Here is a 19,095-nt window from a genome sequence, read left to right on the forward strand (position 1 = left end):
TGGCATCATACGGTACTCTAGTGTTAGATAAACATATATGTCTAAATATGTATTGTTGATGTCCCAAGCATCTTACAGGCAAAAATGTGATGTCTATCACCTGTAGTAGGATAAGATAGTATATTTTATTCGCATTTGAATCTGTAAATATAAGCACATTTCTGTGTTGTTTTTTTCTTAAGGACCGAATTGTCGGTCTATATGAGATAACAAAGTAAAAATTTACGAGTTATGCAATTTCATTACTGAAGATAATGTAATTATTACGCTGGTGAGAACAGATTATTTCATACAAACATTGATTGGCTACGATGGAACAGCCAATTTTATTGCTCTTTCTGGCACAGAAATAAGCCAAGTAGCCACTTTACTTGCATATAAGCTTGTTTTATTAAAGCACAAAGAAAATGGATTAGATACAAAGCCGACAATAATAGTGGTCAGCGACAATAAACGGAAAGTGCGTAAGCTAAGAAAAAATGTCAAGCTTGCTCATTTCGATGATTATATATCCTTTCAGAGTGGACCTGACTCAAAAGCCACAAACCCATCACTTAAAAACGGTCTTAAGACTTTTGTTTGTTTCGACTTCTTAGGTCATATTGACGAGCTCAACAGGAAACTACGCCAGTTATCACAGACATTAATCAAGAATTTCAGCGGCTGCCGTGTCGGCATGATGCTGATGTTGAAAGATAAGTCTGATGAAAGGTTCGAACTGCATGAAGATCTCAAAAGATACCTTGTTCAATCCCATAACTTTAATCATGGGTTGCCAGAGGGAGTCAAGTATCTCTATGTGATGGTCTTTGATATCCCTGAAGGTGCAGCTGCAGAATACAAACGCAAAGCATCGCTGCAGAGCCTGACTCATACAGACGTCGTGCTAACAGCTGCAGGTGATGGCAGGCCATCAGAGTCCTCAAATGCATCCCATAACCATGACGGCCAGACCGGCAGTGATGCTACCCCCTCTGTCAGCCCTGATGAGGTGAAGAACCAGGACCAGGTTCATGCTGATACCAGTGAAGCAGGAGACAGTGCCCATGAGAGCACAGCGGGTGACCAGGCAGCTGCTTACGCTGCTGCTCCGGCTTCAGGCAAGGACGAGTCAGAGGCTGAGTCTGTATCTGCTGATGACTCTAATGAGTCGGAAGATAATGCCCGTGAGAGCACAGCTGATGCCCAGGCAGTTGATAACGCTGCTGCACCGGCTCCTGGCGAGGACGAGTCAGAGGCTGAGTCTGTATCTGCTGATGACTCTAATGAGTCGGAAGACAGTGCTTGTGAGAACATGGCTGATTCCCAGGCAGTTGATAACGCTGCAGCACCGGCTCCTGGCAAGGACGAGTCAGAGGCTGACTCTGTTTCTGCTGAAGCTCCTTATGAGTCGGAAGACAATGCCTGTGAGGGCACAGCTGATGACCAGGCAGGTGATAACGCTGCTGCACCGGCTCCTGGCAAGGACGAGTCAGAGGCTGACTCTGTATCTGCTGACAGCTCTAATAAGTCGGAAGACAGTGCCTGTGAGCTCACATCTGATGCCCCGACTGATACTGCCAACAGCATGGAGCAGTCGGCCGTTGAGGCTGCAGCCGCTTGCGGTGACCAGTCAGCAGAGCATGGCGGTGATACACCTGTCCCGGGCAGTGTCCTTGAAGGTCAAACAGACAGTGATGATGCAGCCATTGTCAGCCCTCAAGATGAGAGCTGCTGCAATGACAGTGCAGTCAAGGTCGATGTAAGCGGCTCTGAGGAGGTTTCAGCCTCTCATGAAGACAATGAACCTGATCTCGTTCTTGATGATGAAGTTCTTCAGAGATTTGCCACTGAGCTCAACTGTGACAGCAGCAATGCAAGGGACATCATCAGGTCCATAAGCGCCCTGGCAAGCGATCTGACAAACTACCATGATTTTGAGCAGGGCTCAGCATCCGCTCTGGCTCAGCTGCTCAAGTCCAGTTCTGACCAGATGCATGTCCATGTCCAGGGCCCGGGCCAGGACCAGAGCACCTGTGTAGACAGTGCCGCTGCCCCTGCCGTACCTGCAGCTGGCTGTGATGCTGACTGCGCTGCAGACGCCTATGTTCAAGGCGAAAGCGCACTGTTGCATGGACATACGGCCGGCGCTGATGCTGAAGTTAACGTTGATGCTGATGGCGTGTCCGCACCTGCAGAGGCTGCAGTTGAAAGCAGACCATTGAGTGCTCTGGAGCTGCTCAACTCGAGCAGACCGGTCAATGACGAGCAGTTCATGGAGTGCTGCCGCACTCTGAACGGCCTTCTGGAAAGACTGCTTGAACGCATGCCTGCACGTTCCCGCAAAAAGATATTAAGGAACATCAGGTCCAGGCTGCATCTTAATGAAGATCGCGCCACTGTTGTTTTCAACATCCTCTCCAGCATCCTGCTGCAGATGACCCTGCCGGACAAGTTCAATCCGGAAATCATTAACAATCTGGTCAGCCTGTGCGTACTCACCGCACAGGACGGCTCTGCTGCGCCTGCTGCTGCTCCTGCAGCCGCTGGTGAAAGAAATAACAGGGCAAGCGGCAGTGGTGCACCTGCAGCAGCTGCAGTCAGCTCTGACGACAGCTCATCAGGCACAGGCAATGCCGGGGACCAGAGCTCGGATACCCGTCCGGTCGGCTCTGACTCTCAGTCACAGGGTCATTCTGTCGAAACTGTCCGCTCAATACCTTCAGCCGAAACCCCTTCGGGCCAGAAGATTGTCGAAAAGATCTGCAGTGAGCTTGGCTACTCCCGTGGACTGAGCGTCAGACTGCTTGACCATCTGAACGCCCTGTATCGCGATATGATTCATCCAAACAGATTTGGATGCTCATCGCTTAAAAACCTTATTGACTCCATCATTGTCAATGAGGACAGACTGGACAAATGGCGTGAAACCGCATCCCGTGAGCTTGACCTTGGTAATAAAAAGTCCCAGCGCTTCAGCTCAGCCATGGAAGATCTGTGCAGATCGGCATATGGTCCTAACGGACCTGCCATCGCGCATGTCCTGGCTCTTTTCAAATCTCTGACCAGACTGCCAGAGGACATGATGAAGCAGCTTGCTCAAGGCATGCATGCCGAGCTCATCGAACTTGAAGAAATGAATGAGCAGCAGTCAGCCGTGCTGCGTGAGCAGTGTGATCTTCTATGTGACAGCATGGTAAAAATGGCCTTTGCCATTACCAGACCTGACTCTTTCTCACTCATCGACAGCTTCAGCCGGGTAGCTGAAAACGAAGCCCTGGCTCCGCTGTGGCCTCACCTGAACATTGCCTGCCCTGATCTTAAGGCTGATGGTCAGGCTGCAGCTCCAATGCGCCGTGAAGCTCAGGATGAGACTGTCAGAGGCTCGGCCGGGCAGGAGGCTGCCCGTGTCTGTGACAGCAATGAACAGCCAGCTCCTGGTGAGCCTGTATCACCTGCCACTGCAGATGCAGCCAGTGCCACTGCACCGCATCCATCTGCACAGGAGCCTGCTGTGTCGTCCACCAGTCCAGAAAACTCTGCAGCTCAGGCAGCAGAGACTGCTATGCCGGATGAGTCTTGCGTGCCTGTGGAGGCTGACATGCCAGAAGAGGCGGCAGCTCCTGAAGACCATTCATCTGCAGAGTTTACCGCAAGGGGCTTTGACAGCACTGTAATGGCTGCGCCATACATGGCTTCATCAGGCTTTGGTGATGCCGGAGCACAGAAGAGCTTTGCTTCTTTGAGCCTTGAACATGAGCTGTGGGCCGAAGGTGACAACAGTCAGAATCAGGACGGTACTCAGAGCAGTTCAGGCTCACAGAAACTGGCCGAGCCTGTCAGCACAGCCCTTCAGAACTATGGCTTTGTAGATGAAGCTCAGTCACACATACTCAGCTCTCTGCTCAATGCCGCTGCATTAATGGGCATGCCGGTACTGCTGGCCGGACCGGCAACAGGCCGCATCATCAGCACCTTCGGCGCTGCCAGCGGTTACGGCCGCCTGTCTACCATTACTCTGGGACAGAGCTGGAACGGCACTGAGTTCAAAGCTGCCCTCAGACAGTGCTCTGAGGTGGTAAGAATAGAGAATATCTTCTCTTCTGGCTACAGCAACTCAATGCTGACCTCGGCTGCCGAATCAGGCCGCATCGTGTTCCTTGACCACCCGGTTCGCGATGATATTGCCATGAACTCAAAGGGAATACTCAACTTCGCATTGCCGGTGATGACAGAGATGTATGTCGCAAGGCCTTTTATCCGCGCCGCACAGCTGCCACGTTCACCGCTTTGCCCTCTGAGCAATGCCGACATCAGAGCCCGGGCTGTGAAAATGCCTGACAGCTTTGGTCAGCTGGGTCTTGCAGGCAGCACTGTCAGCAATCTTTCCTACCTTATGGGCATTGCCGTCGAGCTTTATCGTCAGCTGCTGCCTGACAGCATCAGCAGTGATCAGGCCTGCTTTAACCTCATCACAGCCGGTGCCCTGGCACCTCTGGCTCTGTGCACTGGCAGGTCCGACCTGCTGCAGACGGCTCTGAACTCCCAGGATCTCTTCCCTGAGGTCAGAGACATGCTCAGCCCGCTGCTTTAGCTCAAATCTCCCAGCTCCCGCCCTGCCGCGCTGTGGCTTTCACTCCGCTGAAAGCCACAGTCGGGCATGCGCTGCGGGATGTCCCCCAAATTGACCTCATACAGCCAATCCCCCATCTGCAGTCAGGCCCCGTCCTGTCCTGCCCGGCAGGCTGCGTCCAGGCAGACTGCATTCGGGCAGCCTGCGTCCCGGCGGCCGGTGCTGCCTGGGCCATGGCCTGCCTTTGAGATGGGCTGCAGGTGCTGCTGCGCATTGATGGCAAGGCCGCATTTCCCGATGAGACACCACTGTGCCGGACGCATGGCTGCCAGCCCGTCTGTAAGATGAGGCTGCAGCTGCTGCATGGCCCACATTGGCTGTACAGCCATTGCGCTGGACGCGGCAGCTATGTTCACAGCTATAAGCTCAGCAGGAGCCGGGCTGATGTTATGCTACGGATGCATAGTGCTGTACATGAAAATCAAAGCTTGCCATAATGATTAATCACAACATATCATCTTATTGATATATGTAATCAAAACCGATTTATATGCCATTTTCGGCTGGACAGACATAAGGACGTACGGCAGTACTGCCGCTGCCGGCCTCAGGCCTGTTGCTCATATAGACCAGATAAACGGCCTGCCGCTGCCATGGGCCCCTCCGATGACGCAGTCTGCGGGCACTATGCAGCGCAGCAGGCCTGAGCTGCTGACGCTGCGGCTTAACATATGGCATGTCCAGTACCTGACACTGTGAAACAGCATAACAATGACCAAAAACCATACTTTCCTTGCAACCTGTAATGCTGCCTTTACCAACCTGCTCTGTAAGGAGCTTGAAAGTTATGTTGGCAAAAAATGCAAAACAGTAACCTCAGGTGTTGAGTTCAGCTGCGACACGACCATGGCCATAAAGCTGTGCATGTTCAGTGTCTATGCCGATGAGATCTACATGTATCTCAAAAGGATCAATCTGGACAATCGCGACTCTCTGGAAACGGCTGTCAAGTCTTTGCGCCTGCGCACCTGCTTTGTCAATACAAAATCCATCAGTGTCGGTGTAGTAAGTGATGACAGCACTGAGAAATGGCGCACCAAAACCGCCTCTGCCTTTGCCAAAGCCATAGTGTCCTATTTTGACGGTCAGGGCATGACTGGCCTGAAAGTCAAACAGAACGATGCAGACCTCCATATCAGAGCCATTTTCCAGGATAACACCCTGAGAGTGGCGATCAGGGTATCAGGCGATCCGGCCTGGACATACAGGGCCCGAAGGGACACGGCCGCCTTTGATATGCGCGAAAGCACGGCAGCAGGCATAGTCACCCTCTCAGGCTGCACTGACAGCACCAATTTCATCGATCCCTCCTGCTCAACACCGATAATGCTGCTGGCTGCGGCCACTCTGGCTACCAGATTCCCTGTGGGCCTGAGCCGAAAGTCCTTTGGCTTTGAGCACCTTGCGGGCTTCAACATGCATGACTATACCCGCATTCAGACAAGTGCAAAGAAGCTTGCAACTGAAAGGATCAATATTGCCAAAACCAGAAAGCTCGTAATCAGGGGCTACGCAGAAAGCAAATCAACTGTAGCCGAGCTTAACAGCTTCTTTGCCGATCACAGGCTCAAGGACCTCATCTCCATAGAGCAGACTCCACTGTCACGCCTGAGCTTTCCTTCCCTGGAAAACCAGAACCGGACCATAGTGGTAAGCACTGTCTCCGATAAGACATCCGACGTCAGCTGCCGCGTGCTCAACAACAGATACTCTCTGCTGTCCCAGACATTAACCAGTCAGTTTGGCGGCTGCCGGGTCGGCATGGTACTGCCATCAGAGCGTGCCTTTAACAACAGCGATCTCATGGGCGAGCTCAGCCGCTACATAGCCGTGTCCGTTGATCTGACCACGGAAAGCCGATTCTGCCGCCTGACAGTGCTTGAACTTCCGGCACGCGCTGCAGCTGACACCGACAGCACTGCCACAGGCAGCACCGCCACCGGCAGCAAGTCCCTTAAAGCTGACCAGGACAAGACCAATACCACTGCCAAAGCACAGAGCAAGGCCAATACCACTGCCACTGCGCAGAGCAAGACCAAAGCCGCTGCAGATGCAAAGACAGCTGCACAGGCCAGCTCCGCCAAAGGAGCCAAAGCTCAGGAAACGGCAGCATCTTCAGCTGCTGTCGCTGCTGCAGCCGCCGGAAAAACAGCCGCTGCCAGGACCGGTGCCGCTGCTGATTCCATGCCTGACCTCACAGCGGCCCAGGCTCAGAGCACAGCTCCAACTGGTAATGGCACTCATGCAAGCAAGAGCAATAAGTCGGCAAAGGCACAGGCCGATGCTGGAAGCAGCAATGCTGCAGCCGCTGCCAATGCCTCGGTAAAGGCCGATAAAGCCGCCTCTGGCAAGGATAAAACCGCAACATCAAGTGCAACAGCTGCAGCTGCAGCTGCAGCTGCAAGCAAGGCAACATCTGCAGCCACTACTGCATCAGCTGATAAGAAGGCGGACTCAGCTGCAGACAGCCTGAATGACGGCCGCGCTGACAGCAACCACAGCGCTGACAGCCGCGCGCCTGCGACTGCGCCTTATCTGGAAGCGCATGATCTGGAGCTGGTTCTGGATGATGATGTGCTTGAGAGCATGGCAGGTGAGCTCAACTGTGAGAGTGCCAATGCCCATGACATCATCAGCGCCATTACCACCCTGGTAAACGATCTCAAAAACTTCCAGGACTTTGAGCGCGGCTCCCTGAGCGCTCTGGCTCAGATGCTCAATGCCGGTACACAGCAAGGCAGGGAAGAGCAAAAACTCGCGGATGACAAAGATGATGAGGCAGAGGATGAGGCTGAAAACGAGCTCCTCACTGCCCTTGAGCTGCTCGACTCCAACAACCCCATCTCAGATGAGCAGTTCATTGCATGCAGTCGCACCCTAAACAGCCTGCTGGGCAGGCTCATGAAGCGCCTGCCGGCCCGCTTCAAACGCAATATCATAAGGAATATCACCTCACGACTGCATATTAATGAAGAGCGCTCATCTGCTGTTTTTGACGTGCTTACCAGCATGCTCCAGCAGCTTACTGTGCCTGACAAGTTCAACCCTGAGATCATCACCAATCTGGTCACCCTGGGCGGTCTTACCGCAGCAGGAAGCACGGCTGCGCCCGCTGCTCAGGCTGCGGCCGGCAATGCAGCCAGGGCTGCATCTGCAGGCGGCAGCGTCGCCACAAGGAGCGCCCAGCCATCAAAACCGCAGACTGCAGCCGAACCGGTCAGCTCCATTCCTGCAGCAGCCAGCACCAATGGCCAGAAAATTATCGAAAAGCTGTGCACCGAGCTTAAGTGCTCCCGCATGTGGAGCATTAATCTGGTGGAGCAGCTGCACTCACTGGGCCGGGAAATGTCCGATGCCAAGAACTTTGACTGCGCCTCACTGCGCAGCTTCATTAAAGCCGTCTGCCTCAATGACGACATGCGCCGCAGATGGAGCTCCACAGCTGTAGAGAAACTTGGTCTGAGCAATGACAGAGCAAAGCAATTCAGCATAGCTGTTGAAGAGCTGTGCGTTTCGGCCATGAGTCCTGATGGTCTGACCATCAATCAGGTACTGGCCCTGTTCAACTCCATGACCAGGCTGCCCCCTGAGATGATGAAACAGCTGGCTGACGGCATGTACGGCGAGCTTGATGACCTTGATGAAAGCGAAGAGCATCAGTCCAGCAGGCTGCGCACCCAGTGCAGTTCGCTCAGCCAGAGTCTGGTAAGAATGGCCTTTGCCATCACCAGACCTGACTCTTTCTCGCTGCTTGACACTTTCAGTGAAGTGGCAGAAAACGAAGCCCTCAGACCGCTGTGGCCGCACCTCAATCTGGCCCTGCCGACACAGTCAGAGCAGCCTGACCAGCAAGATCAGCAACCATCCTCCCTGAAGGAGAGCCCAGGGCCCGACACGGACAAAGCCGCAGATCCGGCCAGCTGGCGTGAACAGCTCCACATTCTCAGGAAAAACCTGCAGAACAGTCAGGACCAGGATACAGACAGACAGGCCCAGTCCGCCGGAGACGAAAGTGCCGTCCATGACCAGGACCAGTCTGCGACCTCGATTGTTGCCGCCTCTTCAGGCATTTCACCTGACCAGAGCACAGCCCCGTCGGCAGCGGTACCAGCCGCTCCGGAAGCTGCTGTTGCAGCTGAGAGCGTTGCTGCGCCCGCAGCAGTTGCTGCGCCTGATGTGCCTGCAGTGCCTGTGGCTGGTGCCGCCGTTGCGGCGCCTGCAGCAGTTGCTGCGCCTGTTGCAGCTGGTGACGACAGATCCAGGAAAAAGAGCTTTGATTCGCTGAGCATTTGTCATGAGTCATGGGCCGCCTCTGCGGCCGGTTCAGACAAGAGCACATCCAATATCGCCATGCCGGCCAGTGTGGCCTTGCAGAAGCATGGCTTTGTCGACCTTGCCAAATCGCGCATACTCAGCTCTGTTCTCAGTGCCGCAGCCATCATGGGCATGCCGGTGTTGCTGGCAGGTCCAGGAAGCGGCCGCATCATCAGAGCTTTCTGCTCGGCAAGCGGCTTTGACGGCCTGTCTACCATAACCCTTGGACATCAATGGGACGGAGCGGAGTTCAAGGCAGCTCTCAATGAGTGTTCGCAAGCGGTCCGTGTGGATAATGTCTTTTCACCGGGCTATAACGACTCGATGCTGATCTCCGCAGCTGAATCCGGACGCACAGTGTTCATTGACTATCCTTTCTGGGATGACATTGCCCTGCAGCCAAAGGGGCTGTTCAACTTCGTACTGCCGGTGCTTACCGACATGTATGTGGACCGTGTGTTTATCCGTGACAGTACCATGCTCAGGGCACCATCATGCCCGCTTGGAAATTTCGTGCTCCCGGATCAGCCCTTCAACCTGCCGGCTGACTTCTCAATGATGGGGCTGTCTTCAAGTACGCTGCGCAATCTTGAGCAGCTTCTTGGCATAGCCACAGTGCTTTACCGCAAACTGCTTCCGGACAATATAAGCAGTGATCAGGCTGGCTTTAACATCATGACCGCCGGAGCTCTGGCCCCTCTGGCCAGGTGCACTGACAATCTTGATCTTCTGGAACAGGCTTACAGCTCGGGCTTTCTGTTTCCTGCAGTAAAGGAGATGATAGAGCCTGTGCTTAAGGCCAGTGGCCTGCTGCCTGATGACTGTGTTCGGGGGATTTACACTGCAGGCACATCGGAAGGCACACCGGACCTGGCGTCTGCACCGGCTGCAGCTACATCATCGGTCAAAAGCAATGAACAACAGTCAGCCAGTGAAAGACTGAAAGCTTTCAAACCGGGACAGTCAAAAACGGTAAATGAGCAATCTGGACATGATCATATGAACAGCCCCATGAGCCGCCTGCTCGACCGGGTAAACTCAAGAAGAGGCTCCTGATGTCGCAGCTGTGGCTGCGGCCTGGCTGAGCGGCGTGGCCGGACAGCCGATGGGACGGCCTGCGGAATTCACCTGGCTGCCAGGCGCTGCAGCCTTAAAAGACCAAAGTATGAGTATGAGCACCTGCATTCTCGAGAGCAAACTTAAAAACAGGATACTCAAGGACACGGGCCTTGATGCCTGCATTGACCTGAACAACAACGACGAACAGTGGCTGTGGCGCCTGTGCATGACGGCTGCGGCTTTCCGTGCCCAGTATGCCCTCTTTGATTATGAAGTTCAGGTTGATTCACAGTGCCCTGATGAGTTCAGGTCCGGCCGGGCCGGCGATGGTGACGACCGCGCCGGCGGCCAGGCCGGCGGCAGCGGCCAGGCCGGCGGCAGCGGCTACGCCGGGGACGCAGGCGAGGACGACCCGCAGCTGCCGGGCACATCAGCCCGTCACTTCAAGTCTGTCATCAGAGATACTGTCAGCAACATACTGCACTGCTGCAGCATCTCAGGGGAGTCCACTGCCGGCCAGGACAGTGATGCTGAGCGCCGGGAGTACATGTTCAATCAGTATCCTAAGGATCTTATTGCGGACTTTATCGACCGCGTCTATGGAGCCTGCGGCTATCACCTCTCTTCAGGTCACAGGCGCATCAGCCCTCCATTTAGCTCGGCTGCCGTCGCCGGCATCACCATCATCAGAGGTGGCATCAGGCCTTACAAGATGTACTTCAGCGGTCTTGCGCCCCTGACCATGTCCGACGATACCGCAAGAACAGCCGATGATGAACATGTCAGGAAGCTGCTGGCCCGTCAGGGCGGCGGTGACGCCGCAGCCGCCGGAGGCGGTGGCGGCTGCGCCGCTGCAGGCAGCAGCACGGAAAGCGGGGCGGAGCAGGTGCGGCGCATGTTCTGTCTGGCGCCGCCTCTGCCTGAGGTGGCTGAGCAGCTCCATGAGAGCCTGGACAGTGCCGATGCCAGTCCCATTGAAAACCTGGAGAACTTTGTCTTTTTGCATACGGGCAAAAACATGGGCTGGGGCCCGATGCGCTCACTTGATGGCTGTACCCGCAAAGCCCCTGCTGCTGCATATCTCAAAAAGGACAAAGACATAGAACAGTTCCGCCAGTACTGCCTGTGCTTTGCTGAGAATGGACAGAACTTATTTGTGCCTGTGCCTGAGTTCATGCTGCAGATGCACAATCTGCCCGATTATCAGGACATCTTGCTGCCGGTCAATGCTCTTATGAATGAGCAGGGCTTGCGCCCGGCTTTCAAGGTCACCGTTCACGAATCAGGCTGTGAGCTGCACAGCAACATGCCTCTGCCGGCCGGCGATCGCTGTCTGTTCTATTTGCTGGCATGGAGTTACCAGAAATACAGCCTCAGTGACCACTATACCGATGGCAATCTGCGGCCGGTGCGTGGCTTTATGACCCATGCGGCCATGATTTTTTTCTACCATGTGATGACTTATGCCGGCTACCGCTTCGAGCTGACACAAAGCACGGCCTGACAGGCATGCGCCTCAGCGGCGCACGTGCCGCCGTGGGGCGGTCCGGGCCGCCGGACTGGCCGTACAGGCAGGGCCTGAGGCCGTAACGGCCCAGGCGGAAAACTGTTTTTTGATTTTGAAATTAGCGGGATGATATGACTCAAGGCGCCCATGCAACTCACCAGGCTCTGGTCAATGAGCTTTCCAACTACATTCAGTCCCAGTATTTTGGCCGCAATCCGGCCCTTTATGAGGCCGTACGTGAGCTCATGGTCCGCGAGGGCATGATCTACCGTGTGCCTTATATTGAGTCATCCCCGGCCTACTGCACCGCCCCTGGCGGCATTGAGGCATCACAGGTACTCGCCCCATGGCTCAAGGAGTTCTTTGAGCGCATGTGCAAGGCCGGCCTTGGCGTCTTTTCCGAGCCCTATGTCCATCAGGTACAGTCGCTCGAGCACTTCTACCAGGGCCACGATCTCTTTGTTTCCACCGGTACGGGCTCGGGTAAGACCGAGTGCTTTCTGTGGCCGCTGCTGGCCCGCATGGCCATGGAGGCTCACGACAGCCCCGAAAGCTGGCAGCAGCGTGCCGTGCGCTGTATTGTGCTCTACCCCATGAACGCCCTGGTTTCCGATCAGCTCAGCCGTATGCGCAGGCTTATGGGCTGCAAAGGCGACTTCCCGTCCATATTCAAAAGCCTTGGCTCTCATATACGCCGCCCTCAGTTTGGCATGTATACCGGACGTACTCCCTATCCCGGACGCCCCTCAAAAACTGAGGACAAAAGACTTGCCAGGACCTATATGGACATCACTGGAAATGATGATATCGAGTGGGTGAAGCGCCTTGAGCAGGAGGGCCGCCTGCCGGCCAGGGTCGATCTCAACCGTTTGATTACCCAGCTGCTCGACGGCATACATAAAGCCAGTATCGATGATGCCGAGCTGGTAACGCGCTTTGAGATGCACATGACCGCCCCGGACATTCTCATCACCAACTACTCGATGATCGAATACATGATGCTCCGTCCGGCCGAAGCTCCTATCTGGTCGTCCACAGCTAAGTGGCTCAGCCTCAACCCGGATCAGAAACTGCTCTTTGTGCTTGACGAAGCCCATATGTACAAGGGCTCTTCAGGCGGTGAGGTGGCCATGCTGCTGCGCCGTGTCATGAACAGCCTCAAGATTGATCGCTCCCGCATTCAGTTCATCCTGACCACGGCCTCCATGCCCGAGGGAGAGGAAGATGACCTCATAGTCCAGAAATTTGCCCGCAATCTCACCGGTGCGCCTGAAGGCCATGATTTTGTGCTGCTGCGTGGTGAGCGTCAGCAGCTCAGTCAGGACAATCTGCTTGAGCTTGATGACGACGCTGTAGCCAGTACACATCCGGCTGACTTTGAAGGCAGCCGTCAACAGCAGCTGCAGGCCCTCAATACCTTCTGGAAAAGACAGCCTGTCAGGGGCGACGAACCATGGCCATGGGATAAAATGGAACAGGCTGAAAACTGGATGTATGAGCATCTGTTTGAGTATGACCAGTTCAATGCCCTGGCCCGCCAGTGCCGTGGCAATGCCACTTCGCTCAAGGAGCTGGCCCAAAGGCTCTATCCTGAACTTTATGAGCACGACCAGGAGGCAGCACTGCACAGAATCAGCGTCCTGCTGGCCATAGCCCCGCTGGCCCGCAGCCGACAGGGCTCAGTGCTGTTGCCTGCGCGCATGCACATGTTCTTCCGTGGCATTCAGGGCGTGTGGTGCTGCACCAACAGCCAGTGCCCGGGCCGCCATGAAACCGCTGCCACATCCAGAGCCGCTGCCGGGGACGGCAGCAGCGCCGGCAGTGGTGCGGCCGGAGGCCCGGGCCGCGCGGCCAGGGGCCTGCGCGGCCTCAGAGGTCTGGCACGCGCGCCTGGCAAGGGCGTGACTGAGCCTGCGCATGCGTCTGCGACTGAGCATGCAAGTGAGAGACTGCCTTTTGGACGCCTCTTTATCAATGACCGCCAGAGCCACTGCCCTGACTGCGGCTCCTCAGTCCATGAGCTGATGCGTGACCGCCGCTGCGGTGCCCTCTTTTTCCGTGGCTATGTCTACACCAGTGAGCTTGAAAAAGGCATGTGCGGCAGTGGCAGCACCTATCTGTGGAAGCATCCTGGCAATATCAATCCAGACAGGTTATCTGAAATCTGCCTTTATCTGGCTCAGCCTGATGAAGTTCCAGATAACAACCAGCAGGTCTGGCTGGACAGCTCCAGCGGATGGCTGTACTTTGATGACAGCTGCACCGGTGCAGGCATGGTGCGCCTGTTTTTCAACAAAAATGCGGTCAACAGCATCTCACGCACCAGCTCCAAAGTGGTCGCCTGCCAGCCGGTACACTTCTCCACCTGCCCGCACTGTCAGCACCGTATCGGCAATGACGGTCTGATGAGCTTCAGCACCAGAGGTAACAATTCTTTCTTCAATCTCATCAAGGCCCAGTTCCTCTCACAGCCGCCAGTCCCGGGCAAGACTGTAAGTGAGCAGCAGCGCCGTCTGACTCTGGCCCAGGAGCGCGCCTATGGCCAGATCCCAATGCCAAATGAGGGCCGCAAGGTCCTGCTTTTCTCTGACAGCCGCCAGCGCGCAGCCCGTCTGGCCCGTGACATGTCTGTTACCTCGGACGATACCGCCTGCCGCCAGATTATGTGCGTGGCCCTCGACCTCATGGAGCAGATTGAGCGCCGCAAAGTACAGTCCGGCGCCGCCGACGGCACAGGCTCCGACGCAGGCGCCGGTGGCGGCGCTGATGGTCAGAGCGTACTTTCGCTGTACAACGTTTTTCCTTATTTTGCCGCCATTGCCAGGCTTAACAATGCGGCCATTTTCCATGATGACAGCTCGGAAAATCGCACCATTCTTTTCAATGCAGGCAATCGGATGATATCTTCGGCCCTGGCCCATAAGAAAAGCCGCCGCAGCGGCAACAGCGGCCTTGGTTCCCTGCTGCGCCGCAGCAGCCAGGCCGCTGCCGGCGGCAGCGACGGCAGCAGCAGTGCGTCCGGTGCCGGTGATGACAGCGCCAATGATGTGATCGACTACGATCTCATAAGCTCTGTTGATGCCCGCTATGTCAACAATGTGCAGATGCACAATGCTCCGAACAGCTTCAATGAGCAGCTGCTCAAGTTCTTCTGCGCACCATTTAACAATCTCATTGATACTGCCATGTGCTGGCTTGAGCCTGATCCTCAGGCCCTTTACAGGCTTATTGATGACCTTGATGAACAGTCCGTTGAGGAACTTGCCACCCTGATTGAGAAGCAGACAGGCAAAACTGGGGATGACCAACTTACTGAAGAAGACGTGCAGCAGTGGCTCCATGAGTTCTTCAGCGCATGGGCCATTGAAAGCCTTACTGACTATTACGCCCTGAGCGCTGAGATCAGTGATGAAACCAGAGCCAGAGCCTCGCCTGACTATGTAAAATTCGGCATTCCCGAAGAGAAAATCATCTCCGAACGCCTGCTAAGCCGTATTGAAATCGATCCCCTTGGCAATCTGGCCGGTTCCCTTGCTGCCGGTCTTAAAAACTACTTTCTTGAATCAGGCAGTGAGTCTACCGGGCGTCTGTATATCAATCCGCGCATGATCCGCGCCCGCAGCGGCGAGCATCAGTGGTATGTATGCAACAGCTGCTCTGATGTGCTGCCTTTTAAACTCCGTAACTGCTGTCCTAACTGTGGCAGGGACAGAGTGCGTGCCATGACTGATCTGGACCTTGAAAGTCTGAGCTTCTGGCGCCGTCCTTCGCTTGAGGCCATCAGCGGCCGGCGTATTCATGTTATCGACACCCAGGAGCATACCGCACAGCTTTCTCACAAGGATCAGCGCGATGACATGTGGTCCCGTACCGAAATGTATGAAATGCGCTTCCAGGACTTCTTATCCAAAGATGAACTGCCTGTGGACATACTCTCATCCACCACCACCATGGAAGTGGGTATCGATATCGGCTCTCTGGTAGCCGTAGGTCTGCGCAACATGCCGCCTATGCGTGAAAACTACCAGCAGCGCGCCGGTCGTGCCGGCCGTCGCGGCTCCTCACTGTCCACCATTGTGACCTTCTGTGAGGACGGTCCTCATGACTCTCTGTACTTCAATCATCCGGCTGACATGGTACGTGGCATCCCGCGCCGTCCTTTTATCGACATCTCAAGCAGCCGCATTATCGAGCGTCATCTGAGCCTGGTAATCTTCCGCGACTTTCTGGCTCAAATCAGCAGTACCATGAGCAACTCAGACAAAAAGGAGCTGCATGTCCATTACCACGATCGTGAACGGCTTGATCCGCAAAGGCGCATTGATCTCAGTCTCGACACTGTGATTGCCACGGAGTTTGTTGAGCGCCTGCGCCTTGATTTCATGGCCTTTGCCCGCAGCTGGCAGGCCGATGAGGTGCTGCTCCCTGAGGACAATAAGGGACTGCTGGAATCATGCATAATGCGCATGGACCAGAAGCTGACTGAACTTGGCAGGAAGATGAAAGCTCATCCGGATCTGTACTACAACCCTGAAGCCGGAGGCCGCAGCTCCTGCCGCTCGCTGCTGGACGTTCTGTACGATGAGAGCCTTATTCCTACCTACTCTTTCCCAAGAGATGTAGTGAGCACATGGATAGGCACCCGATCAGGGCGTGTACTGCATGAGGTCAGCCGTGGTCTTGATGTAGCCATCAGTGAGTATGCTCCGGGCCGATCCATTGTCGTGGACAAGGAGACCTGGCCGCTGGGCGCTATTTACCGCCCGACGCGCAAAAGCAACCTTGCTCCGGCCAGCTCCTACTTTTCAGACGGCTTTTATCTCAAGGAGATTCATACCTGCGGGCAGTGCCGCTGGTTTGGTCTTGCCGATGACAGTCAGGACAGGTGCCCTTTCTGCGGCAGCCTTGAGCTCAAGCGCAGCTCCCGTCCGATGCTGCGTCCCTGGGGCTTTGCCCCGCGCACCGGAGGTCCGGTTACCACCATGCGCGATCATGAGCAGTACTCGGCCGCCTCCGAGCCTCAGTACTCAACTCAGCCTGAGGCTGATGACATGAAGAAGCTTGATGAGTGCCGCCATATCAAAATGGCCGTACGTGACAATCAGCGCATCATCATGGTCAACCGTGGTCCTGACGGCCGGGGTTTCAAGGTATGCAGAAACTGCGGTGTAGCCATGCCCGGAGCCGAAAAGATTGAAAAGAAGCGTATCAACAGTCCGGTAACCGGCAGCAACGGCCGTCCGGCCTTCTGCCGCCATGAATTTGCCGATGTGGACCTGGGCTTTGATTTCATCACCGACATGCTGGTACTGGAGCTGAGCTTTGATCCTGATATTGTGGACACCGAGCACTGGCTCAAAAGGGCAGGTCAGACCATGGCCGAGGCCCTGCGTCTGGCGGCCTGTCATGAGCTTGATATCGAATTTACCGAGCTGGTTACGGGCATCCGCCGCCGCCGCGATCTCAACAGCCGTACCGAGATTCTGGACATATTCCTCTATGACAGCCTGTCATCAGGCGCCGGCTATGCCGTAAGCCTGCAGGACAGGATCATGTCCATGATCTCCTTTGTCCGCGATCTGCTCTCAGGCTGCCAGTGCCAGAGTGCCTGCTATGACTGCATCAAGCACTATTACAACCGCTTTGTGCACTCACTGCTTGACCGCCGTGCCGCACTGGACCTCATTGACTACTGTGTGTACAACAGACTGCCGCAGCCTCTGAGCACTAAGGAGCAAAGCCGTCTGCTAACTCCGCTTACCGGCATAATCAACGATGCCGGAGCCATGCTCATACCTCAAGCCCTGACGGTCACGGGTGTGGACTGCAACAAAAGGTCCATCATGGTCTATCCGGCTATGTACCGCTCTGAATGGGCCATTAATAATCTCGACCAGGCCGACATCATGATCTCAGCTCAGGATCTGCAGTACTCTCTGCCAGACGCTTTCAGAAAGCTTATCCACATCACCGATGCCCGCTGACGCGCACAGCGCGCCGAGCAGTAATGGCGCGCGGTGCCATCGACCGGCCGGGCCATTTCCGGCCCGTTCATAATGGCGCGCGGTGCGCGACGACCGACCGGGCCATCTCCGGCCCGTTCATAATGGCGCGCGGTGCCGGCGACCGACCGGGCCATCTCCGGCCCGTTCATAATGGCGCGCGGTGCCGGCGACCGACCGGGCCATCTCCGGCCCGGTCATAATGGCGCGCGGTGCCGGCGACCGACCGGGCCATCTCCGGCCCGGTCATGCGGCATAGGCCTTAAAGCACAGAACCCGGCTGCACCCTCTAAAGGGTACAGCCGGGTTCTTTTTCAGGCTGCCTGCAGCTGCAGGCAGATGCAGTGCCCAGGAGCGGGCGGCTGAGCCTGCCAGGCAGACAGCCTGCAGAGGCGGGCTCAGGTGCTGTTAGTGGCCGCCAGCCTTCTTCTCTTCATCCTTTGGAATCTGTACCGGGGTAGCATTGTCGCCAAATACCTGCAGCTCACCAATGCCACGGTCAGCAAAGACGCGCTTGCCACGGACGATGCTGCCTACATAGTTTTCGATAATGGCACGGGCGGCTGAATTGTACTCACCGGTAAGCTCGATGACGTACATGTTGTTGACCTCACCAATTATTATGGTAAAGGTGTTGGTATTGATACAGGAGGTGGTATAGAAGCCTTTGCCCTGCATTTCCTTGTCAGCGCAGGAGTGATTATGGACGTAATAGTCCATATATTTTGCTGCATCCATACTGGCGGTCTTGCGGGTATAGCGCATCTTGATGGCGGTGTTCTTCATCGGACCCTTGCCACTCTGATTGACGTAAGTGACAACATTGTCCTGGATGCCGACAGACCAGCCAAAAGGCACAGCAGGGAAGTATACAGGCACGATATTCATCATGTACTTGTAATGTGCCTCGTCAATGGACTTGCCGATGTTGATATCTGCCATGGCAGGAGCACCTGCACCGAGGGCAGCGGCACTTAACGCCACGACAGAGGCAAATCTGGATAATCTGCGTGAAAGTTTAGCCATTATTAAAGCCATCCTGTAATTCCCTATGAAAAGTTGTATTCCCTGACCTGAGATCGCATGAGGACTGCACGTGCCCTGCTCAGGGCATGTACTTGTCTTAATGCAGGTACTTGTCTGCAGCTGAATACTCGCAGAGCGTCAGCGTCAGGCAGGGTTGAACCGCAGTGATACAGCTCTGCCCCGGTTCCCTGCAGTTAACAGGGCCCTTACTGGCAGGAAAACTGAAAAGAAGAGTCTGACAATGCTGTCTGATTGTTACTGGCAAAAGGCCGGTGCCTGTCAGCTTCCAAAAACCGAATAACATAAGTGCACTGCTGACCGGGCGGTACCGGTACCGGGGGCGTAGACCTCGGAGTGCAGCAAAATGTGCACTGTATTGTAACGCCCTTTATGCAAGGGCGCTAAGTATTTGTGCCAAATGCGGGGCCGTGATCAGAAAAAGCCTGATATCTGCCCCGGATTCACGCTCCGCCGTGCGCCATGGCGGGGCATAAAGGCACGCGCCGCCGTGCGCCATGGCGGGGCATAAAGGCACCCGCCGGACCGCTCCCGGGGACTGCAAGGCGACGAGCCCG

At 55.5% G+C, this 19,095-nt stretch carries 5 protein-coding genes; 4 read left to right on the forward strand and 1 reads right to left on the reverse strand.

Annotation, left to right across the window (positions count from 1 at the left end):
• The first annotated feature begins 685 nt into the window (after nucleotides 1-685).
• The 4 genes from MXE39_RS05010 (at nucleotide 686) to MXE39_RS05025 (ending at nucleotide 17,476) form a co-directional block, all read left to right on the forward strand.
• On the forward strand, nucleotides 686-4,573 hold the full coding sequence (locus MXE39_RS05010; protein WP_246978769.1) for a hypothetical protein: 3,888 nt from the start codon (nucleotides 686-688) through the stop codon (nucleotides 4,571-4,573).
• Nucleotides 4,574-5,323: 750 nt separating this feature from the next.
• Complete coding sequence (locus tag MXE39_RS05015) at nucleotides 5,324-9,982, forward strand: hypothetical protein (protein WP_246978768.1); 4,659 nt, start codon at nucleotides 5,324-5,326, stop codon at nucleotides 9,980-9,982.
• A gap of 115 nt (nucleotides 9,983-10,097) precedes the next feature.
• Nucleotides 10,098-11,489 carry a hypothetical protein gene (locus MXE39_RS05020; RefSeq protein ID WP_246978767.1) on the forward strand — a complete coding sequence of 464 codons (1,392 nt, stop codon included), beginning with the start codon at nucleotides 10,098-10,100 and terminating at the stop codon, nucleotides 11,487-11,489.
• A 134-nt stretch (nucleotides 11,490-11,623) separates the two neighbouring features.
• Entirely contained in the window at nucleotides 11,624-17,476 is a 5,853-nt protein-coding gene (locus MXE39_RS05025; protein ID WP_246978766.1) for a DEAD/DEAH box helicase, read from the forward strand.
• A gap of 426 nt (nucleotides 17,477-17,902) precedes the next feature.
• On the opposite strand, the gene MXE39_RS05030 is transcribed toward MXE39_RS05025, so the two are convergent.
• Entirely contained in the window at nucleotides 17,903-18,520 is a 618-nt protein-coding gene (locus tag MXE39_RS05030) for a hypothetical protein (RefSeq protein ID WP_246978765.1), read from the reverse strand.
• Between the last annotated feature and the right edge of the window lie 575 nt (nucleotides 18,521-19,095).

This window comes from Anaerobiospirillum sp. NML120511 (assembly GCF_023050955.1).
Lineage (GTDB): Bacteria > Pseudomonadota > Gammaproteobacteria > Enterobacterales > Succinivibrionaceae > Anaerobiospirillum.

What these genes read in the sequence shown, in the direction of transcription:
- MXE39_RS05025 (WP_246978766.1), top strand. Translation starts at nt 11,624, where the DNA reads ATGACTCAAGGCGCCCATGCAACTCACCAGGCTCTGGTCAATGAGCTT.
- MXE39_RS05030 (WP_246978765.1), bottom strand. Translation starts at nt 18,520, where the DNA reads ATGGCTAAACTTTCACGCAGATTATCCAGATTTGCCTCTGTCGTGGCG.
- MXE39_RS05020 (WP_246978767.1), top strand. Translation starts at nt 10,098, where the DNA reads ATGAGCACCTGCATTCTCGAGAGCAAACTTAAAAACAGGATACTCAAG.
- MXE39_RS05010 (WP_246978769.1), top strand. Translation starts at nt 686, where the DNA reads ATGTTGAAAGATAAGTCTGATGAAAGGTTCGAACTGCATGAAGATCTC.
- MXE39_RS05015 (WP_246978768.1), top strand. Translation starts at nt 5,324, where the DNA reads ATGACCAAAAACCATACTTTCCTTGCAACCTGTAATGCTGCCTTTACC.